The following is a 20,293-nucleotide window of genomic DNA, read 5'->3' as shown; positions in this document are numbered from 1 at the left end:
CTTTCCCTACACGCCGCCCTTCCGATCTCGCGAGCAGCAGGTGTGCCGGTCGACGCGGCCCCGTGCGCCGCCGGGCGACGACGGTCAGCAGCACGGCGGCCACCGCGGCGACGAGCCCGCTGAGCGCCGCGACAGCGACCATGCCCGGTGGAAAATGCACGCCTCCAAGAGTGCCGGATGGGCGCACGTTCTGGGGGGCTGAGTGTGCATCTGTTGGGACACGGCAGATACCAGGGTGGGCCGGTGCGCCGGCGGTGTCATGCTGGTGTGTATGCCTGAGCTGCGGTCGAGGACCTCCACACACGGTCGGACGATGGCCGGCGCCCGGGCCCTCTGGCGGGCCACCGGGATGACCGACGACGATTTCGGCAAGCCGATCGTCGCCATCGCCAACAGTTTCACCCAGTTCGTGCCTGGTCACGTACACCTCAAGGACATGGGTGGCCTGGTCGCCGACGCGGTCGCCGAGGCCGGTGGGGTGGGCCGGGAGTTCAACACCATCGCGGTCGACGACGGCATCGCGATGGGCCACAGCGGCATGCTCTACTCGCTGCCCAGCCGTGAGCTGATCGCCGACGCGGTCGAGTACATGGTCAACGCGCACTGCGCGGACGCCCTGGTCTGCATCTCCAACTGCGACAAGATCACTCCCGGGATGTTGCTGGCCGCCTTGCGACTCAACATCCCGACCGTCTTCGTCTCCGGCGGCCCGATGGAGGCCGGCAAGACGATGGCGATCGAGGGCGTCGTGCACAGCAAGATCGACCTGATCGACGCGATGATCGCCTCCTCCAACGAGGCGGTCACCGACGAGCAGCTCGGTGAGATCGAACGCTCCGCCTGCCCGACCTGCGGCTCCTGCTCCGGCATGTTCACCGCCAACTCGATGAACTGCCTCACCGAGGCGATCGGGCTAGCGCTGCCCGGCAACGGTTCGACGCTGGCCACCCACGCCGCCCGCCGGTCGCTCTTCGTCGAGGCCGGCCGGACCGTCGTGGAGATCTCCAAGCGGTGGTACGACGGCGACGACGACTCGGTGCTGCCCCGTACGGTCGCCTCCAAGGCCGCCTTCGAGAACGCGGTCGCCCTGGACGTGGCGATGGGCGGCTCCACCAACACGGTGCTGCACCTGCTCGCCGCCGCCCGCGAGGCGGAGATGGACTTCGGCGTCAGCGACATCGACGCGATCTCCCGGCGGGTGCCGTGCCTGGCCAAGGTCGCGCCGAACTCGCCGAACTACCACATGGAGGACGTGCACCGGGCCGGCGGCATCCCGGCCATCCTCGGCGAACTGGACCGGGCCGGGCAGCTCAACCGGGACGTGCACGCCGTGCACTCCCCGTCGCTGGCGCAGTGGCTGACCGACTGGGACGTGCGCGGTGGCTCCCCCACCCCGACGGCGGTCGAGCTGTTCCACGCCGCCCCCGGCGGGGTGCGTACCGTCGAGCCGTTCTCCACCACCAACCGGTGGTCGTCGCTGGACACCGACGCGGCCGGCGGCTGCATCCGGGACCGCGAGCACGCGTACTCCGCCGACGGTGGGCTGGCCATCCTGCACGGCAACCTGGCGCCCGAGGGCAGTGTGGTGAAGACCGCCGGGGTGCCGGACGACTGCCTGACCTTCCGTGGCCCGGCGAAGGTCTACGAGTCGCAGGACGACGCGGTGACCGCGATCCTCGCCAAGCAGGTGGTCGCCGGGGACGTCGTGGTGATCCGGTACGAGGGGCCCAAGGGCGGCCCCGGCATGCAGGAAATGCTCTACCCCACCTCGTTCCTGAAGGGACGTGGGCTGGGCCGCTCCTGTGCGCTGCTCACCGACGGCCGTTTCTCCGGTGGCACCTCCGGGCTCTCCATCGGGCACGTCTCCCCCGAGGCGGCCTCCGGCGGGCTGCTCGCCCTGGTCCGCGACGGCGACGAGGTCGTCATCGACATCCCGAACCGGTCGATCGAGCTGAACGTGCCCGCCGAGGAGCTGGAGGCGCGACGGGTGGCCGAGGAGAAGCGCGACAAGCCGTACACCCCGACCGATCGGCAGCGCCCGGTGTCGGCGGCGCTGCGCGCGTACGCCTCGATGGCCACCTCGGCCAGCGACGGCGCCTACCGCCGCGTCCCGGAGTAGTCGCCAGCCCGTGTTCCACAAGGGATCGTTGATATCGGGGTGTCCTCGGCCACGGGACACCCCGGAGTGGCTGCCCGGCCGGCGCGGAGATTTCTTCCGGCCGGGCAGCGCCGTCTCCGCAGCCGGCAGCCCACACAGCGCCGCCCCCTTGATCGCGACGGGATCGGTGATACCGGGGTGTCGAGCCCACCCCGGATACCGCGTTGTCAGGGATCCCGTGCTGATCGCGCCCGGGGGGCGCGGAACCGGTGGCCAGGATCGCGTTCGTCAGAGCTCGGAAACCGGACCGGTCTCCGAGCGTTCGGCAGGGGTGGCCGCAGTGCCTACGTGAGGGTCCGTCGGGCTGTCAGCTCCGACCGAATCGATCCGCTGCACGCCGGGGGCAATCAATCGACCGGGCCGGTGTGGTGCCGGGATCAGCCGCGACAGGAAATCCTGGGTCTCCGGGTCATCCGCGAACAGAAGCGTGCCTCGTAGCCCCCTGGTGAGCAGCACCTTGTACGTGTTTCGGATCAGCCGGTCCGCGTTCCTGGCGACGACCCTGCCCTCGCGATTCACGATCGCCGGGTCGCACGACTTTCTCGGATCGGAGACGAATCGGCCATCGCGCACGACGAGATCCTTGCCGATGATGACGCCAGACCAGTTGTACTCGAACCCCTGGGCGGTGTAGATACAGCCGATCTGCCCGAACCCACGCGGATCCGTGGCCCAGTAGGCGCTGGTCGGAATTCCTTTGGGCGGGTAGTCGTCGTACGCGTTCCACGGCCTTGCCCAGGACTCGATGCGGACGTCGGGCACGAGCTGGCCGTTCTGCGCCCGATGGGTCCATGGCCAGCAGAACCCGGCCGAGATCCTCGCCGTCTCCCCCCGATCTTGGCATCCCCGCAGGATCGTCTCCATCTCCTCGGGAGAATCCACCAGTGCGAGCCGGAACCGTTCGTCGCCCTTCCAGCGGTACGGAGCCGCGCGGGCCAATCCCAACAGGTGCAGCACCCACCGTTCGTAGCGTGGGCTACCGCCGCAGCGGAACTGCGCGCCTAGCTCGATCCGGTCGACCTCCAGATCCAACTGACCTGCCGCCTCGGTGATCGTGTCTACGCTGCCCACCTCGTCGGGGCGTACGACCTGGTTGTCATCGAGCAGGAAGACCGGCACCTTGGCCGCCTCGATCAGCTCCTGCACCTGAGGCTTGCTGCCCTGCCGCGACCCCTTGGTCGACCGTTCACGAATCCGGTGCGCCTCGTCGCAGATGAGCACGTCGAGCTTGTCGGGAATGGCATCCATAAAGTCCATGAAGTAGCTGAACAATGGTCTGGTCCGCCGCGCAGGGTCCGCGGGTTGACGCCGCGCGTACTGCTGGAGGGTCCGGGTAAATGCCCGCGAACCGGTGGCGTGGGCAATCTGCCGTTCCTCGCGGGCCAGTTCGGCAAGCAGGTTGAGCCCGATCGCGCTCTTGCCGCTGCCGGGTCCTCCCGAAATGATCACGACTCGCTTGCCGCGCCCATCCTCGGCCCAACGCACCCCTCGCAGCACCAGCTCGTATGCCGCGCGCTGCTCGTCCAGCAGGGGAAAAAGGGCCCGGTTGGCCACCTCATCCGCTGCGAGGGACAGCAGTTGCCGACTCTGCCGAATCGGACTGCTCAGCAGCCGATACGCAGCCTGCGGGTGCCGCACTCGATCGAACTTACGCTCGAGATAGACAGGGAACTGCTTAGCCTTGTCCGGGGTCCACACCATGCTCTGGTAGCTGCGCTCACGCACCAAGTCCGGGATTCGGTCGCGCTTGGCGTTGTGCAGGTAGGCCATGCCGTGCACGGCGTTGGGCCACTCCCGCACCTTCTCGACGTAGTCCACGAGGTACGCGCAGTACGCCTCCACCTGCAGGGCGGGATGCAGTTGCGGTTCTTCAAGGTGATTGACGCGCAGAACGCTCCCGTCGTCGTCGTACCGCGACGCCTCGCTCCACTGCTTCAGTTCCACCACGAGGTACGTCGCCCGCATCGTCAGGGGTTCGGCTCCGGCGAGGATGACGTCGATCCGCCGGCTACTGCGAGGAAGTTGGTACTCCACGAGCGCGTCGAGATCGCCGTATCCCAGCGCACACAGGTGCCGGGCAAGGGCTGGCAAGCTGTTTCGCCAAGAGCGCCGCTCGGGCTCGTTCACCTTGTATCCGGAGGCGGTGAGATAGGCCGCCAGCTCGTCGTCCAGTCGCTTGTCGTCATACAGCGCGACGATCTGAGCCGGTGTGGTCTGAAACGCCAGCACTGACAGGCCCCCGAGGCACGAAGATCTCGTGCGGTGGGGGCGTGTCCTTCGCAGGAAGCCCGTCGATCCGCTGAACTGACGGTCACAGTATCGGCACTGTGCGGCTGTCGCTACCCGGCGTCGGCCTCAAACCTGACCTCCGGCGTACGCCGGACCCGCACCAGATCACGCAGGTACTCCCGCGTCTCCGGGTCGGTCGCATACAGGACCGTGCCGCGCATGCCCCGGGTCAGCAACACCTTGTAGGTGTTGCGAATCAAGCGGTCCACTTCCCCGTCGCCAACGGATTTGCGGCTGCGAATCGACGAGTCCTTCGACTCTTCGCGGCGGGTCACGAGCCGGCCGTCCCTCGCCACCAGATCGGGGCCGATGATGACCCCCGACCAGTCGTACTCGAACCCCTGTGCGGTGTAGACGCAACCTACCTGACCGAAGCCGTTCGGGTCGGTGGCCCAGAACGCGCTTCCCGGCGCCTCGCCGACACTGCGTTCGCTCCGGACGTTCCACGGTCGAGCCCAGTCGCCGATCTTCACGTCCGGCACCAACGTGCCGTCAGGTCTCGGATCACTCCAGGGCCAGCAGTAGCCGGCCGACATCCTGGCCGTGCCGCTGGCTGCCTGCCGCTCGGCAAGGTACGCCTCCAATTCCTCTGGGGACTCGGCGACCCGCACGTCGAACCGGCCGTCGCCCACCCAGACGGAAGGCTCACCTCCGTCCAAGCCGAGCAGGTCGAGAACCCACTCCTCGTACGCCTCACTGCCCCCGCAGCGGAACTGATCGTGCAGTGAGACGACGTCGACCTCGACACCGAGCTTCTCCGCGAAGGCGGAGATGACCTCAACGCTGCCCAGCTCGCCTGGCTTCACCACCTGATGCTCGTCGAGCAGAAAGACCGGCACTCGGGCGAGCGAGATGAGTTCCTCCAGTTGCGGACGGGCGACATCCCGGCGCGCCTTGGGCGTGTAACGGTTGACCGAATTCTCCCGTACCCGGTGTGCCTCGTCGCAGATCAGCACTTCGATGTCGTTCGGCTCGGCGTCCATGAAGCTGTTGAAATACTTGAAGAGGCTCTGCAGCCGGGTCGATCCCCTCCCGGCATAGCGACGCAGCGTCTGGGTGAAGGATCGTGAGCCGGTGGCGTGCAGCACCGACCGGTTCTGCCGGGCCAGCTCCCCGAGGACCGAGAGTGCTATGACGCTCTTGCCGCTACCCGGCCCGCCCGCGACCACCACCGCGCGCTTGTGGTTCGCCGTCCGGGCCCGCGCGATAGCGTGCATGACCATCTCGTACGCCACATGCTGCTCATCGAGCAGGATGAAGTGCGAGCGTTCCTTCAGCTCGGCAGCGGCGTACTTCAGCAGATGCCGGCTGGGGCGCACGGTGCTGGTCAGGAACCGGTCCGCTGGGCCTGCTCCCGAAGCGGGTGCAAACCGGCTACGCAGGTAATCAAGCCACTGCCCCCGCCACTGCCCGGTAAAGATCCGGCTCTGCTCGCTGGACGCTCGGTCGAGCAGGTCGGCAACGTCACGGTCCACGGCGTTGTGCAGGTAGGCGGCACCCCTCAACAGCTTCTGATCGCGGCCGAGTACGCCCAGAAAGTCGTTGAGATAGCGACAGTAGTCCTGTACCTGGACACCGGGATGCAGGCGTGGGCCGTGGACCTGCTCGACAGCGACGAGAGTTTCCGAATCCTCGAAGGCCGTGGCATAGGACCACTGTTTGAGTTCGACGACGAGGTAGGAGTCGTCTCCGGTACGTGGATCGACACCGGCCAGCACCGCGTCGACGCGTCGGCTGGTCAACGGAAGCTGGTACTCAACGAGTACCTCGACCTCGGTCAGGCCCGCGTCAGCGAGATCCTGAGCGAGCACCGGGAGGCTACGCGCCCAGGACCGCTTCTCTGCGGGGCTCACCCCATGACCGCCGTGGCGGGATCGCTCGGTCAGCACCTCAACCAGGGTGCCATCGGTAGCGAGACGCAATAGACCAGCAGCGGACGTACGGAACGCCGACATCGACAGGTGCCCCCGGGCAGCACGAAGAGATCGTGCGGATGGGGGGCATATCCAAGCACCGGAAGCCCGTCGGACCGCCTTACTGCCATGACTGTAACGAGAAGATCAACCGACGGCTACGACCGTGGCGCCTTCGCTGCCGAGCCCCTGGCGCCTTCCACGGGGTAGCGCCGGGCCGAGTCCGCCAGTTTGTCGATCGCCGCCTCCACGAGGTCGATGTCGAGGACGTCGGCGAGCCGCACCAGATAGATCATGACGTCGCCAATCTCGGCGCGTACCCGTGCACCCGCTTGCGGATCCGTCATCACCTGGGCGGCCTGCTCGGGCGTGAGCCACTGGAGCTCTGCCAGCAGTTCGCCGACCTCACCGGACAGCGCCATCGCCAGGTTCTTCGGTGTGTGGAACTGCTGCCACTCGCGCTCCTCGGCGAAACGCCGGAGCTGATCGGCGAGCCGGGAGACACCACCCGCGGCGGATTCCGCTTCCGAAGGGCTGCCCATACCTCAGATCCTCACCTCGCCGGGGTCGACCTCCTCATCATTGTCGCCCAGGCCGAGCGGGGCCATGTGGCGAGTAGGGCCCCGGGTACGTCCGGCCCCGCTCCCTTGATCGACACGGGATCACTGATACCGGGGTGTCGAGCCGATCCGGATACCGCGTTGTCAGGGGTCCCGTGTCGATCACGCCGGGACGGCGCGGGGGTCGGTGGCCGAGGGCGTCGGGGAGTGGCGGGTCAGGATGGTGCCCACGGTCCGCTGGCGAACTGGCCGTTGCCGACGAACGGGCTGACGTTGGGCACGCACCCGCCCAGGCCCATCGTCTGGGTCATCATGACCGGGGCCGGCTTGCCGCGACCGCCGCACTTCATGTGGGCGAAGCCGAGGAAGTGGCCAAACTCGTGGTTGATCACGCCGGCGTGGTACTCGTCCATGCTGACCGGGTATCCCGGTGAACCCTGGAGCCAACGCCGCAGATTGATCATGATGGTCTTGCCGTACTTGCAGGAGTAGACCCCCTCGGTGTCGACGCCGCTCGCGCCGCAGAGTCGGTCCACTGTCCTCGGTGTCGCGAGCCGCACGTCGACGTCGACAGTCGAGCTGCCGACCCGTTGGAAGGACCACGACGCGCGGTTCAGGTTGACCGCGGCGTTGGTGACCGGGTGCTGTGCCGAGGTGGCCCACCCGTTCGGTGCGGCCAACACCTGCTCGATGCTCGCGGCGAACCGGTCCGGCTTCCAGGCGGGGATGTCACCCCAGGCGATGCCCTTCTCCACCGAGACGCTGTAGCGCACCCGCTTCTTACCCTTGCCGATGACGCGACCGGTGCCGGTGGCGGTGGTGAAGGTGCCGGCGGCCCGGGTGGGGATCTGCGCGTCGGTCGGGATCCGCGGAGTCGGGCTGGAGGTCGGCGTACCGCTGCGACTCGGAGCTGAGTTCTGCGCGGTGGAGCCGGAGGGTGGGACGTCGGCCTGCCCGGACGCCGGTGCCGGCGACGTGCCACACCCGGCGGTCGCCAACACCAGTGCCAACGAGATCGGCACGAGCAGCCGTCCGTTGATCCGCACGTCGAAACCTCCAGGAACGATCACGGGTGAGTGAGGAACACCGGAAGGCTATGTGACTGGGGGTAAGGAAATTGTCAGGATGATCGGCGACTGGACATGATCAAAGAAGCATAATTCCGGCAGACCTCGTCAAAGGGAAGCACTATGCGTGATGGGCGCGGCCGGTTTGAGCGAGGTCAGGCGGCCGCTACGACGTGGTCGATCACCAGGTGGGCGGCACCGGTGATGCCGACGTCCTGGCCGGCGGCGACCCGTTCGATGAGCAGGGTCTGGGTGGCCAGCGGGAGGCACCGCTCGTAGAGGGTGGCCCGCATGCTGGCCAGCAGCGGCTCGCAGTCGGCGAGCCGACCGCCGATGGCCACCACCTGCGGGTTGAAGAAGTTGACCACCACGGCCAGGATCTCGCCGACGGCGCGACCGGCCTGCCGGGCGAGGGCGGTGGCCTGCCGGTCACCGTCGTCGATCAGGCGGATCACACCGGTCAGGTCCGAGACCGGTACGCCCTGACCCCGGAGTGCGGTGACCAGTGCGGCGCCGCTGGCCACCGCCTCCAGGCAACCGGCGTTGCCACAGGTGCACGGTGGCGCCGGATCGGCCACCACCCGGCAGTGGCTGATGTCCCCGGCCGATCCCTGCGCGCCCCGGTGCAACCGTCCACTGGAGATCACACCGGAGCCGATTCCGGTGCCAGCCTTGATGTAGACGGCGTGGTCCAACTCGGAATGAGCGGTGCGGTGCGCGCCGAGCGCCATCAGGTTGGCGTCGTTGTCCACGATGACCGGCACGTCGACCCGGCCGGCGCAGAACGCGGCGACGTCGAAACCGTTCCAGCCGGGCATCCGCGACGGGCTGACGATCCGCCCGGTGGAGTGCTGCACCGGACCGGGAATCCCGATGCCGACACCGCGGAGCGCACCTGTGGCCGAGCCGCCGCGTGAAGCCGCCGGATCGCCGTCCACCAGCGTGGCGACCTCGGCCAGCAGTGCCCCGAGCACCGCCTCCGGGCCGTCCTCGATGCGGACCGGCAGGGTGCGGGCCTGGACCACCCGCCCGGAGAGATCCAGCGCGCCGACGCGGGCGTGGTGGGCGCCGAGGTCGATGGCGCCGACCACGGCGCCGCCGGTGGGTACGGCGAGTTGGCGGGGTCGTCGCCCACCTCGGGACCGCCCGGCGCCGGTCTCCTCCAGCAGCCCCTGGCTGATCAACGCCTCGACCCGCTGGGACACCGTCGACGGGGAGAGCCCGGAGAGGCGGGACAGGTCGGCCCGACTGACGGCCGCACCGGTGGCCACCCAGCGCAGTAGCTCCCGGGGGCCGCCCCGGAGGGCATCGCGTGGCGCGTCGTCAATCGTCACGTCAGCTTCTTAGCACCCGCAGTTTGTTCAAGCAACCGGTTGACTTAGTTTCCTGGCTACCTTTAGATGGCGCTGTTGGTTCGATATGAAGCTGACTTAGTTTTGTAGTCGAAGGAAGTGAGGCCGCCTGGTGGCACCGGAGACGACGGGTGCGGACCGACCGATGGTGTCGGTACGCGGCCTGAACAAGTGGTTCGGTCCGCTGCACGTGCTCAAGGACATCGACCTCACGGTGGCCGCCGGCGAGGTGGTCGTCGTGGTGGGGCCCTCCGGCTCCGGCAAGTCGACCCTGTGCCGCTGCCTCAACCGGCTGGAGACCGCCGGGCAGGGCAGCATCGAGATCGACGGCGAGCCGCTGCCCGCCGAGGGCCGCGCGCTGGCCCGGCTACGCGCCGATGTCGGCATGGTCTTCCAGTCCTTCAACCTCTTCGGCCACAAGACGGTGCTGGACAACATCACCCTCGGCCCCACCCGGGTCCGCCGGATCCCTCGACCCGAGGCGCGGCAGCAGGCGATGGCCCTGCTGGAGCGCGTCGGTATCGCCGACAAGGCAGACCACCACCCGGCCCAACTCTCCGGTGGGCAGCAGCAGCGGGCCGCGATCGCCCGGGCCCTCGCGATGCAGCCGAAGGTGCTGCTCTTCGACGAGCCGACCTCGGCCCTCGACCCGGAAATGGTCAACGAGGTGCTCGACGTGATGGTCTCCCTCGCCGCCGAGGGGATGACCATGATCGTGGTGACCCACGAGATGGGTTTCGCCCGTCGCGCCGCCGACCGGGTGGTCTTCATGGACGACGGCCGGATCGTCGAATCCGGCGCCCCCGACGACTTCTTCGCAGCTCCGCGCACCGAGCGGGCCCGCGACTTCCTATCCAAGATCCTCCAGCACTAGCCCCCAACGGGAGGGTGTCATGTCAATCCTCAAGATGAGCTTCACCGGGCGGCGGTCGCTCGCCCTCACCGCCACCGCGGTGGCGGTGACCCTCGCCGCGGCCGGCTGCGGCGGCGACAGCGGCGGCAGCGCTCCGGCTCTGCCCGGCAACCCCGGCCTGGGCGGCGACGGCGTGGTCGCCCAGTCGGTGTACGACGCCGCCCCGGTCGCCACCGAGGCGGACATCCCGGCCGGTTCCACCATGGAGGCGATCCGCAAGCGCGGCTACCTGAACATCGGCGGATCCCTGGACGCGCCGCTGCTCTCCCAGCAGAACCCGGTCAGCGGCACCATCGAGGGCTTCGACGCCGACATGGCGAAGTTGCTGGCGAAGTACATCATCGGCAAGCCCGAGGTGAAGACGACGACCATCGGCACCCAGACCCGGGAGGCCATGCTCCAGGCCAAGTCGGTGGACGCGGTCTTCCAGACGTACACGATCACCCCGCAGCGGGCCACCCAGGTCGCCTTCGCCGGGCCATACCTCACCTCCGGCCTCGCGGTCGGGGTCCGCAAGGACGACACCTCGATCAAGAGCGTCAAGGACCTCGCCGGCAAGACCGTGATCGTCGGGGCGAACACCCCGGCCGTCACCGCGCTGCCCTCCGCCGCGCCCGGCTCGAAGCAGATCGCCTTCGGCACCGACCCGCAGGCGCTGCAGGCACTGCTGCAGAAGCGCGGCGACGCGTACGTGCAGGACTTCACGCTGCTCGCCTCGGGCGCCAAGGCCAACCCGGGGATGAAGGTGGTCGGCGAGCCGTTCACCACCGAGGCGTACGGCATCGGCCTCAACAAGGAGGACGCGCAGTTCAAGGAGTTCGTCAACAACTGGCTGAAGAAGATCCAGGCCGACGGCACGTGGGCGAAGGTCTGGGAGGGCACCCTCGGCTCGGTGGTGGAGGGCGGGGCGCCCACCCCGCCCGCCCTCGGTTCCGTCGACGGCTCCTGAGCAGCCTCTCGTACCCATGGAAGCCCTCACCGCCCACCTGAGCCAGCTTGGCCACGGCCTGGTCACGACGGTCGAACTGACCGTCGTGACCACCCTCGGCGCGATGCTGCTGGGCATCGTCGTGGCCACCCTGCGGATCGCCCCCGTCCCGCTGCTGCGCGCCATCGGCACCGCGTACGTCGAGGTGTTCCAGAACCTGCCGCTGCTGGCGCTCCTGGTGCTCTTCGTGTTCGCGCTGCCGACCATCGGCATCACGTTCCCGCTGTTCACCTCCGCCGCGATCGTCATCGCGGTGTACGAGGGGGCGTACCTGGCCGAGGCGATCCGCGCCGGGATCAACACGGTCGGTGTGGGCCAGGCCGAGGCAGCCCGTGCCATCGGGCTCACCTTCGGCCAGTCCCTGCGGCACGTGATCCTGCCGCAGGGACTCCGGGCGGTGATCCAGCCGATCGGCAACATCTGCATCGCGCTGCTGATGAACACCTCGCTGGCCGCCGCCGTCGGCGTGGTCGAGCTGACCCAGGCGGCCAACACCGTGAACCTGGTCGAGGCGCAACCGATCGCCGTCTTCACCGGCGCGGGCCTCGCCTACATGCTGCTGGCGCTGATCATCGGCCAGGTCACCGGCCTGCTCGAACGAAGGCTGGCGATCGTCCGATGAACAAGACGCAACAGATCCTCTTCGACGAGCCGGGCCCCCGCGCCCAACGGCGTATCCGGATCGCCACCGTGCTGGGCGCCGTTCTGCTGGCCGGCGCCCTGGTCGCGGCCGTCTACCAGTTCGCCAGCCACGGCGAGCTGGCCGCCGCCCGGTGGGAACCCTTCACCACCTGGCCCATCTGGCGGTACCTGCTCAACGGCCTGTGGGCCACGCTGCGCGCCGCCGCCGCGACCGCCGTGCTCAGCTCCGCGCTCGGTCTGCTCCTGGCGCTCGGCCGACTGTCGACGCACCGGCCGCTGCGGTGGCTGGCCGGTGCGTACGTGGAGATCTTCCGGACCGTCCCCACCCTGCTGCTGATCTACGTGACGCTGTTCGCCCTGCCGCAGTACGGGCTGAACTTCCCGCTGTTCTGGAAGCTCGTGGTGCCGCTTGTGGTCTCCAACTCGGCGGCGTTCGCGGAGATCTTCCGGTCCGGCATCCTGGCGCTCGACCGTGGGCAGACCGAGGCCGGTCTCGCGGTCGGGCTGCGCCGTGGGCAGGTGATGGCGCTGGTGGTCCTGCCGCAGGCGCTGCTCCAACTCGCCCCGTCCCTGGTCAGCCAATTGGTCGGGCTGCTCAAGGACACCTCGCTCGGCTTCGTGGTCAGCTACACCGAGCTGCTCTACAGCGGGCAGGTGCTCTCCTCGTACACCCACCTGCTGATCCAGACGTTCCTCGTGGTGGCGCTGATCTACCTGGTGGTCAACGCCTCGCTGTCGAAGTTCGCCCGCGTACTCCAGGCTCGCAACGGCCGCTTCGGCGGCCGGCGCGGACGGCGGACCGCGGAGCTGCCCCCGCCGCTTCTCGAAGGGAAAACCCCCCGGTGACCATCTTCCGCTACGCCGAACTGGCCCGGGTGGTGCGCAACGGCTTCGTCGAGAGCCGGCACTACGGCAGCGTCGTGGTGCTCGCCCCGGACGGGAAGGTCGCCCTCGCCGCCGGCGTACCCGACGAGCCGGTGCTCCCCCGCTCCACCCTCAAGCCGGTGCAGGCACTGGCCTGCCGGATCGCGGCGGGCGACGAGCTGACCGGCCGGGCGCTGGCCCTCGCCGCCGGCAGCCACACCGGCGACGACCGGCACGTCGAGGTGGTGCGGGCCATGCTGGCCGGGACCGGCCTGACCGAGGACGCGCTCGGCTGCCCGGTGGACTGGCCGGAGGACGAACCGACCCGGGACCGCCTGATCCGCGCCGGCGGGCAGCGCGACCGGATCCGGATGAACTGCTCCGGCAAGCACGCCGCGATGCTTGTCGCCTGCGTCGCCCGGTCCTGGAGCACCCACGACTACCTCGACCCGGACCACCCCCTCCAGCGGGAGACCGCCGCCGCCGTCGCCCGGCTGGCCGGCACGCCGATCGCGCACCACGCGGTCGACGGCTGCGGCGCACCGCTGTTCGGCCTGCCGCTTACCGGCCTGGCCCGCACGTTCCAGGCGTTGGTCACCGCGCCCGCCGGGAGCGACGAGGCGCTGGTCGCGCAGGCCATGCGCCAACACCCGGAGTACGTCGGCGGCTGGCACGGACACCCGAACACCGACCTGATGCGGGCACTGCCCGGCGTCCTCGCCAAGGGCGGGGCCGAGGGCGTGCTCGCGGTGGCCGCACCAGACGGTCACGCGGTGGCGGTGAAGGCGATCGACGGTTCACCCCGAGCCACCACCGCCATCGCCCTCGCCGCCCTCGACGCCGTGGGCGTACCGGTGGGTGGCGCCGACGCGCTGCGCCAGCTGCCGGTGCTCGGCGGCGGCGTACCCGTCGGCGCCGTCACGGCCGTCATCGACTGGACCACGGCATCGTCTCGCACGTCTCGCACGGAAGAGGAAGAATCATGAACACATTCGAGATCTGCATCGACAGCGTCGAGGGGGCGGTCGCCGCGGAGGAGGCCGGCGCCGACCGGGTGGAGTTGTGCTCCGCGCTCTTCGACGGCGGGCTGACCCCCAGCCTGGGCACCATCGAGACGACCCTGCGCGCCGTCAACCGGATCCGGGTACACGTGATCGTCCGCCCCCGGGCCGGCGACTTCATCTACTCGCCGTTCGAGATCGAGGCCATGGAACGGGACGTGCGGGCCGCGGTGGCGGCCGGCGCGCACGGCATCGTGATCGGCGCGTTGACCGCCGAGGGCGACGTCGACGTGCCGACCACCCGCCGGCTGATCGCCGCCGCCGGCGACGCCAGCATCACCTTCCACCGGGCGTTCGACATGACCCGCGACCCGTACGCGGCGCTGGAGCAGCTGATCGAGCTGGGCGTGCACCGCGTGCTCACCTCCGGTCAGGAGGTCAGCGTGCTGGAGGGCGCCCCGCTCATCGCCGACCTGGTACGCCGGGCCGCCGGCCGGATCGTCGTCATGCCGGGCGGTGGCATCACCCCGCGCAACATCGCCCGGATCGTCGAGGCGACCGGCGCCGACGAGTACCACTTCGCGGCCCTGGTCAGCTCGGACAGCCCGGCCGTGCACCGCAACCCGGCGCCGCTGATGGGCGGCAGCCTGAACCGGCCCGAGTACGAGCGCTCGGGCACCTCGGGCGCCCTGGTCGGCCAGGTGCTCGCCGCCGCCCGCGCCTGAACACCTGATCGCGCCCCCGGGCGTGATGATCGTGCTCGAACATGGAAGTAGTGGCCTCCCCGCCGTGGGAGGTCACTACTTCATGATCGAGCACGATCTTGGGACGTCAGCCCCTTCGTGACCATCGCTTGCGGCGCGGTCGGGCCATCATTCGGGTTACGTCGCTAACCGGTGGCGAGGTTGATGGCGACGCCGATCGGGATGGACGCCGCGAGCCCCGCGACCAACCACCACAGCTGCTCCCGCCTGGCGCTGCGCTGGGCCGACTGAAGGCCGCCCTGGATCTGGGTCAGGGTGTTCGCCATCATCATCAGGTCACTGTCGCCACCGGCGTGCTCGCCCATGAGCGACCGCCGCATGCCGTGGCGGCGAAGCCGGCTCGTCGTCGACAGCGTCAGCTGATGCCTACGAACGCGACGCGAGGGGAACACCACCGACCCGGGGTCCCCGAAGTCGTCGTCAGCGTCGTCATAGTCATCGTCGTCGTCCGGATCCTTCAGAGGAACGACGGTGAGGTAGACAAGGGTCCGACGCAGGCGCGAGGTGCTTCGCCTTGGGGGGGCTGCCCACCACCAGAGGCCACCGCCGACGCCGAGCAGAACGAGGTTCGCGACGATCGCGCTGATCGCCCACCGGTCCGTGACGAGGAAACCGACGGCACCGACGGGAATGGCCGCCAGAATGAGCGCCTTCGCCGCGGCCGTGCCGCTGATCCCCCGCATGCCTGTCATTCAACCGGTCATGCCCGGTCGCCAGGGTCTGTGCTATCCGGAAGGCGACAAAAGTGGGCGTCGACTGCCTGGCTGGCTGACCGGCCAGCGACCAGCGACCAGCGACCAGCCAGTCAATGCGATCCCAGGCTGCAAGGTTGGCGTGACCTGACGGTCAGCCACCGTGATGTCGGCTCCCGGTCCGCTCCGAGCGCCACCGGCCCCGACGGCGGCGAACGCGGCCGACGCTAGCGGGACGTCAGGTCGTTGACGCAGCGCAGCACCGGGCGGGCGACGAGCGCCGCCGGGTCCAGCAACCCGCCCGCGTGCACGGTGAAGGTCGTCGACTCGCCGGGCAGCAGGGTGATCAAAGCCGCATCCACAGTGGCGGAGTCGTCGAGGCGGTCGGCGAACAGCGTCAGGTCACGCAGCACCGTGCCGGCCGTGACCCGCACCCGCTGCCCGCCGTCGACCGGCTCGACCGTCGCGTCCCAGGCCGCCGCGGGCCAGTCCACGTCGCGGTCCTCGGCGAAGAACCACAGGGCGCGCTCCGCAGTGCCACCGGCCTCCGCGACCAGCAACTCGCGGCGGCGCTCGTCCGGCCGCGCCAGGTCCGCCGGCAGCGCCAGCACCACCGAGGAGTACGCCGGGACGTCCAGCTCCATCGTCGTCTTCGCCCGGGTGTCGCCGGTGACTGTCACCCGGGTGATCGAGGCCGACGCCCTCCAGGGCGTGCCAGCGTCGTTGACCGCCACCAGGGCCAGGCCGCCGTCGCGGGGCTGCACGGTGAGGAGCCGGTCGGCGTACGCGTGGCGCAGCGCGTACCACAGGGGTTTGCGGCGGCCGTCGCCGTCGACGGCCGACCAGGAGGTCACCGGCCAGCAGTCGTTGAGCTGCCAGACGATGGTGCCCGCGCAGACGTCCCGGTGCGAGCGGAAGTGCTCCACCCCGAGCTGAATCGCCCGGGCCTGGTTGAGCTGCGTCAGGTAGTGCCAGTCGTCGAAGTCCGCCGGGGCGGGCAGGTGCGCGTCGAGGCCCCGCTGGAGCTTGGCGTCACCGCCGGCCGCCTTCTGGTGGTGCGCCATGCCCGGTGAGTCGTGCGCCAGGGGTTCGTCGCTCAACGCCCGGCGCAGCGTGGCGTACGCCGGTGGGGCCTGGTAGCCGAACTCGGCGACGAAGCGCGGGACGTACTCCCGGTATCTGGTGTAGTCGTCGGTGTTCCACACGTCCCAGATGTGGGTGGTGCCGTGCGCCGGGTCGTTGGGGTGGATCGCCTCGGTGCCCGACCAGGGGCTGCCCGGCCAGTACGGGCGGGTCGGGTCCAGCTCGCCGACGATCCGGGGCAGCACGTCGAGGTAGTAGCCGCGTCCCCAGGTGCGCCCGGCGAGGGCCGGCTGCCAGTCCCAGTCGTGCCAGCCCCAGATGTTCTCGTTGTTGCCCGTCCAGAGCACCAGCGACGGGTACGGGGCGAGCCGGGTCACCTGCTCGGCCGCCTCGGCGGCCACCTCGGTGCCGAACGGCTCCTCCTCCGGGTACGCGGCGCAGGCGAACAGGAAGTCCTGCTGGACGAGGAGACCGCGCTCGTCGGCGAGGTCGTAGAAGTCCGCCGACTCGTACCGGCCGCCGCCCCAGACCCGCAGCAGGTTGACGTTGGCCGCGACCGCCTGGTCGAACCGGTCGGCCAGGCGGGCCCGGGTGATCCGGGTGGGGAACGCGTCGTCCGGGATCCAGTTGACCCCCCGGACGAACACCGGGACGTCGTTGACCGACAACGAGAACGGGGTGCCGTGCTCGTCGGGTGTGGTGTCCAGTCGTACCGAGCGGAAGCCGATGCGGTGCGACCAGCTGTCCAGGGTGTCGCCGTCCGGTGCGTGCAGGGTCACCTCGATCGGGTGGCGCGCCTGGTCGCCGTACCCCCGGGGCCACCACAGTGCGGGCTCGCGGACGGTGAGGGTCAGCACGGCCGTGCGCTGCCCGGCCGGGACGACCACCTCGGCGCGGACGCCGGCCACGGCGGCGCGGACGGTCAGCGGGACGTCCGCGACCCGCTCGACCTCGACGTGCACCTCGACCAGGCCGTCCCGACCGTCCATGGTGACAAGTGGACGGACGGTGGCCAGCCGGGCGGTCGACCAGGCGTGCAGGCTGATCTCCTGCCAGATGCCGGCGGTGACCAGGGTCGGCCCCCAGTCCCAGCCGAAGTTGCAGGCCATCTTGCGGATGAAGTGGAACGGCTCCGGGTAGGCGTTCGGCCGGTCGCCGAGCCGCTCCTGCTGTGCCTCGGCGTAGCGGTACGCGGAGTCGAACGTGACGACCAGGTCGTTGTGCCCGTCGCGCAGCAGCGGTCGGACGTCGAACCGGTAGCCGCGGTGCATGTTCGCGGTGCGGCCGACCTCGACACCGTTGAGGGTGAGCGTGGCGACGGTGTCCAGGCCGGCGCAGACCAGGTCGATGCGCTCGTCGTCGCCCGCCCGGTGGACGAATGTGGTCTGGTAGACCCAGTCGGTGCGCCCGATCCAGGCCACCGCCCGCTCGTTGTCGTCGAGGTAGGGGTCGGGGATCAGCCAGGCGTCGAGCAGGTCGGTGTGCACGCAGCCAGGCACGGTCGCGGGCACGGACCGGCCGGCGACCTCCTCGGGCACCTGCGCTCCGGGGGCCGCTCGCAGGGTCCAACCGTCGTAGAGTGCCTGTCGGCTCACGATTTCCACCGCACCTTCTGCATCGAAAGATGCCGACTGAACCGGATAAGCTGAGCCACCGTACGGTTCGGAATCCGGGCTGTCAACGGCCAGAGAGCGAAGGAGCACGCCGGTGAAGCGGCCGACCATCGCCGACGTCGCCCAACGCGCCGGGGTGTCCAAGGGCGCCGTGTCGTACGCCCTGAACGGGCAGCCCGGTGTCTCCGAGGCCACCCGGCAGCGCATCCTGGCCATCGCCACCGAGATCGGGTTCAGCCCGAGCAGCGCCGCCCGCGCCCTCTCGGCCGCCGCCGCCGGGGCGATCGGCCTGGCCCTGTGCCGACCGGCCCGGACCCTCGGCGTCGAGCCGTTCTTCATGGCGCTGATCAGTGGCGTCGAGGCCGAGCTCTCGGCCCGTTCTTATGCGCTGACTCTGCAGGTAGTGGCCGACCACGACGCCGAGATCGCGGTCTACCGGCGCTGGTGGGGCGAACGACGGGTGGACGGGGTGCTCGTCTGCGACCTGCGCACCGACGACCGTCGCATCCCCGCACTCGAACAACTGCAACTGCCGGCGGTGGTGATCGGCGGCCCCGGCGGCACCGGTGAGCTGGCGAGTCTTTGGTCCGACGACGCCGCCGCGCTGACCGAGACGGTGGAGTATCTGGTCGCGCTCGGGCACCGGCGGATCGCCCGGGTCGCCGGCCTGCCCGACCTGCGGCACACCGAGATCCGCACCGACGCCTTCGCGGCGGTCCGCCAGCGGCTCGGCCTGGTCGACGCGGTCACCGTCTGGTCCGACTACACCGGGGAGGAGGGCGGCCGGGCCACCCGCCGGTTGCTCAGCTCGGCCAACCGGCCCACCGCGGTCATCTACGACAACGACGTGATGGCCATCGCCGGGCTCTCCGTCGCCCAGGAGATGGGCCTCACCGTGCCCGGCGACCTGTCCATCGTGGCCTGGGACGACTCGCCGCTGTGCCGGCTGGTGCACCCGCCGCTGACCGCGCTGGGCCGGGACATCCCGGCGTACGGCGCGCACGCCGCCCGGCAACTGCTCGCCGTCGTCGCCGGGCAGCCGGCCGGCCGGGTGCAGGACGAGACGCCCCACCTCACCCCGCGCGGCAGCACCGCACCACCCCGGGATAGATGAACCGGTTCAGCGAGACGCGGAGGGGAACTCCTCGAAGTACGCCTCGACCCGCTCGGCGGTCGCCGGCCGGGCCAACGCGAACCCCTGCCCGTACCGGCAACCACCCCGGCGGGCCCCCTCGACCTGGGTCGACGACTCCAGCTCCTCGGCGACGATCTCGACGCCCAGCCGCTCGCCCACGTTGACCACCACGTCGATCAGCGGCGGCTGCCCGTCCGGCCGTGCGCCCACCAACTCCGGGCCCACCTTGAGCAGGTCGATCGGCAGTCGGCGAAGCTGGGCCAGTGAGGCGTGCTCGGCCCGGAAGTCGTCCAACGCGGTGCGTACGCCCAGCGACCGGAGCCCGGCCAGCCGAGCCACCACGGTCGGCAGGTCACCGGCGACCCTCGGCTCGCTGACCTCCACCACCAGTCGTTCCGGCGGCACCCCGTACGCGGCCAGCACCGCCGCGAGCCGCTGGACGAAGTCGGGAGTGGTCAGCTCCCGGGTCGTGACGTTGACCGCCATCCACAGCTCCCGGACGCCCACCGACCAGTCGGACAACTGCCGGCAGGCCCGGTCCAGCACCCACCACTCCAACTCACCGACCAGGTCCAGGTCCTCGGCGACCGGCAGCAACTCGGCCGGGAGCACCGTGCCGAGCACCGGACTGCGCCACCGCAGCAGCGCCTCCGCGCCCACCGGCTGCCCGTCGGCCAGGTCGACCACCGGCTGGTAGACGAGATCCAGTTCGCCGCGCGCCACCGCACCGGGCAACTCCCGCTCCAGGTCGAGCCGGCGCACCAGCTGTTCCTCCAGGAACGCGTCGTACCACTCCACCCGGTCCCGGCCCAGCTGCACGGCCCGTCGTCGGGCCAGCTCGGCCTGCCGGAGCACGTCCGCCGGCCCGGCGCCGCTCACCTCGGCCAACCCGATGCTCGTCTGCACGCGCAGCGTCGCGCCGGCCAGCCGGTAGGGCGGGCTGAGCGCGCTCAACAGTCGGGTGCCCAGCGCGTACGCCAGCACCGGGCCGGCGGCGGTGACCACCGCGAAGCCGGTACCCGTGCACCCGGTGACCAGATCGTCGGAGGCGATGACCGCGCGGGCTCGGTGCACCGCCTCGGCCAGCACGTCCTCCCGGGCCGTCGGGCCGATCCCCTCGGTGCCGTGCAGGTCCACCAGCAGCAGCGCGCCGGCCGGCGCCGGGACGTCGCCGATGGCGGCCAGGGCGTCCAGCAGGGCGGCCCGGTAGGACGGACGAGCGTCGTGTAGGGACAGAGTGGAGATCGCGTGGGTCGCCG

At 70.1% G+C, this 20,293-nt stretch carries 16 protein-coding genes; 8 read left to right on the top strand and 8 right to left on the bottom strand.

Annotated elements, in window-relative coordinates:
* Window positions 1–271 precede the first annotated feature (271 nt).
* Window positions 272–2,119, top strand: a complete 1,848-nt coding sequence (ilvD, locus tag PSH25_RS05250) for a dihydroxy-acid dehydratase (protein ID WP_238657927.1) — start codon at window positions 272–274, stop codon at window positions 2,117–2,119.
* Between the two features lie 267 nt (window positions 2,120–2,386).
* Here the strand turns inward: ilvD and PSH25_RS05245 are convergent, their stop codons facing one another.
* The 5 genes from PSH25_RS05245 to PSH25_RS05225 all read right to left on the bottom strand — a co-directional run bounded on the left by PSH25_RS05245 (window position 2,387) and on the right by PSH25_RS05225 (window position 9,321).
* Entirely contained in the window at window positions 2,387–4,387 is a 2,001-nt protein-coding gene (locus PSH25_RS05245) for a DUF2075 domain-containing protein (RefSeq protein WP_238657926.1), read from the bottom strand.
* 110 nt (window positions 4,388–4,497) lie between these two features.
* A complete protein-coding gene (locus tag PSH25_RS05240; RefSeq protein ID WP_238657925.1) occupies window positions 4,498–6,336 on the bottom strand; it encodes a DUF2075 domain-containing protein in 1,839 nt (612 codons plus the stop codon).
* A gap of 182 nt (window positions 6,337–6,518) precedes the next feature.
* A complete protein-coding gene (locus tag PSH25_RS05235) occupies window positions 6,519–6,902 on the bottom strand; it encodes a nucleotide pyrophosphohydrolase (RefSeq protein WP_238657924.1) in 384 nt (127 codons plus the stop codon).
* Between the two features lie 233 nt (window positions 6,903–7,135).
* A complete protein-coding gene (locus PSH25_RS05230) occupies window positions 7,136–7,966 on the bottom strand; it encodes a DUF3152 domain-containing protein (RefSeq protein ID WP_238657923.1) in 831 nt (276 codons plus the stop codon).
* A 176-nt stretch (window positions 7,967–8,142) separates the two neighbouring features.
* Window positions 8,143–9,321: an ROK family transcriptional regulator gene (locus PSH25_RS05225; RefSeq protein WP_238657922.1), complete on the bottom strand. Its 1,179-nt coding sequence runs from the start codon at window positions 9,319–9,321 to the stop codon at window positions 8,143–8,145.
* A gap of 163 nt (window positions 9,322–9,484) precedes the next feature.
* Here PSH25_RS05225 and PSH25_RS05220 point away from each other — a divergent pair, with 163 nt between their 5' ends.
* From PSH25_RS05220 to PSH25_RS05195, 6 genes are read left to right on the top strand one after another with little or no spacing between them, the layout of a single operon-like run.
* Window positions 9,485–10,213 carry an amino acid ABC transporter ATP-binding protein gene (locus PSH25_RS05220; RefSeq protein ID WP_238657928.1) on the top strand — a complete coding sequence of 243 codons (729 nt, stop codon included), beginning with the start codon at window positions 9,485–9,487 and terminating at the stop codon, window positions 10,211–10,213.
* 19 nt (window positions 10,214–10,232) lie between these two features.
* The gene (locus tag PSH25_RS05215) at window positions 10,233–11,201 is read left to right on the top strand and encodes a glutamate ABC transporter substrate-binding protein (protein WP_238657921.1); all 969 of its coding nucleotides are present in this window, start codon (window positions 10,233–10,235) and stop codon (window positions 11,199–11,201) included.
* Between the two features lie 16 nt (window positions 11,202–11,217).
* Window positions 11,218–11,862, top strand: a complete 645-nt coding sequence (locus tag PSH25_RS05210) for an amino acid ABC transporter permease (protein ID WP_238657920.1) — start codon at window positions 11,218–11,220, stop codon at window positions 11,860–11,862.
* The gene (locus tag PSH25_RS05205; protein WP_238657919.1) at window positions 11,859–12,728 is read left to right on the top strand and encodes an amino acid ABC transporter permease; all 870 of its coding nucleotides are present in this window, start codon (window positions 11,859–11,861) and stop codon (window positions 12,726–12,728) included. The genes PSH25_RS05210 and PSH25_RS05205 overlap by 4 nt, the downstream gene beginning before the upstream one ends.
* The gene (locus PSH25_RS05200; protein ID WP_238657918.1) at window positions 12,725–13,732 is read left to right on the top strand and encodes an asparaginase; all 1,008 of its coding nucleotides are present in this window, start codon (window positions 12,725–12,727) and stop codon (window positions 13,730–13,732) included. Before PSH25_RS05205 ends, PSH25_RS05200 begins: the two co-directional genes overlap by 4 nt.
* Window positions 13,729–14,472 carry a copper homeostasis protein CutC gene (locus tag PSH25_RS05195; RefSeq protein WP_238657917.1) on the top strand — a complete coding sequence of 248 codons (744 nt, stop codon included), beginning with the start codon at window positions 13,729–13,731 and terminating at the stop codon, window positions 14,470–14,472. Before PSH25_RS05200 ends, PSH25_RS05195 begins: the two co-directional genes overlap by 4 nt.
* Window positions 14,473–14,636: 164 nt before the next feature.
* On the opposite strand, the gene PSH25_RS05190 is transcribed toward PSH25_RS05195, so the two are convergent.
* Both PSH25_RS05190 and PSH25_RS05185 read right to left on the bottom strand, forming a co-directional pair.
* Complete coding sequence (locus PSH25_RS05190; RefSeq protein ID WP_238657916.1) at window positions 14,637–15,194, bottom strand: hypothetical protein; 558 nt, start codon at window positions 15,192–15,194, stop codon at window positions 14,637–14,639.
* A 236-nt stretch (window positions 15,195–15,430) separates the two neighbouring features.
* Window positions 15,431–17,881 (bottom strand): glycoside hydrolase family 2 protein, encoded by a 2,451-nt coding sequence (locus PSH25_RS05185; RefSeq protein WP_238657915.1) that lies wholly within the window; start codon window positions 17,879–17,881, stop codon window positions 15,431–15,433.
* A gap of 112 nt (window positions 17,882–17,993) precedes the next feature.
* Here PSH25_RS05185 and PSH25_RS05180 point away from each other — a divergent pair, with 112 nt between their 5' ends.
* Window positions 17,994–19,013, top strand: coding sequence for a LacI family DNA-binding transcriptional regulator (locus PSH25_RS05180; protein WP_238657914.1), 1,020 nt, complete (start codon window positions 17,994–17,996; stop codon window positions 19,011–19,013).
* 6 nt (window positions 19,014–19,019) lie between these two features.
* Here the strand turns inward: PSH25_RS05180 and PSH25_RS05175 are convergent.
* The coding region (locus PSH25_RS05175) for a GGDEF domain-containing phosphodiesterase (protein ID WP_238657913.1) at window positions 19,020–20,293 on the bottom strand (1,274 nt) is incomplete at its 5' end.

Origin of the sequence: Micromonospora foliorum (assembly GCF_022229015.1) — a bacterium.
Classification (GTDB): domain Bacteria; phylum Actinomycetota; class Actinomycetes; order Mycobacteriales; family Micromonosporaceae; genus Micromonospora; species Micromonospora foliorum.
The sequence above is the reverse complement of the archived record's forward strand: the minus strand, read 5'-3'. Positions and strand labels throughout refer to the sequence as shown.

Excerpts from the sequence above, each read along its gene's own strand:
- ilvD (WP_238657927.1), top strand. The coding sequence starts at position 272 with ATGCCTGAGCTGCGGTCGAGGACCTCCACACACGGTCGGACGATGGCC.
- PSH25_RS05235 (WP_238657924.1), bottom strand. The coding sequence starts at position 6,902 with ATGGGCAGCCCTTCGGAAGCGGAATCCGCCGCGGGTGGTGTCTCCCGG.
- PSH25_RS05220 (WP_238657928.1), top strand. The coding sequence starts at position 9,485 with ATGGTGTCGGTACGCGGCCTGAACAAGTGGTTCGGTCCGCTGCACGTG.
- PSH25_RS05215 (WP_238657921.1), top strand. The coding sequence starts at position 10,233 with ATGTCAATCCTCAAGATGAGCTTCACCGGGCGGCGGTCGCTCGCCCTC.
- PSH25_RS05210 (WP_238657920.1), top strand. The coding sequence starts at position 11,218 with ATGGAAGCCCTCACCGCCCACCTGAGCCAGCTTGGCCACGGCCTGGTC.
- PSH25_RS05205 (WP_238657919.1), top strand. The coding sequence starts at position 11,859 with ATGAACAAGACGCAACAGATCCTCTTCGACGAGCCGGGCCCCCGCGCC.
- PSH25_RS05195 (WP_238657917.1), top strand. The coding sequence starts at position 13,729 with ATGAACACATTCGAGATCTGCATCGACAGCGTCGAGGGGGCGGTCGCC.
- PSH25_RS05190 (WP_238657916.1), bottom strand. The coding sequence starts at position 15,194 with ATGCGGGGGATCAGCGGCACGGCCGCGGCGAAGGCGCTCATTCTGGCG.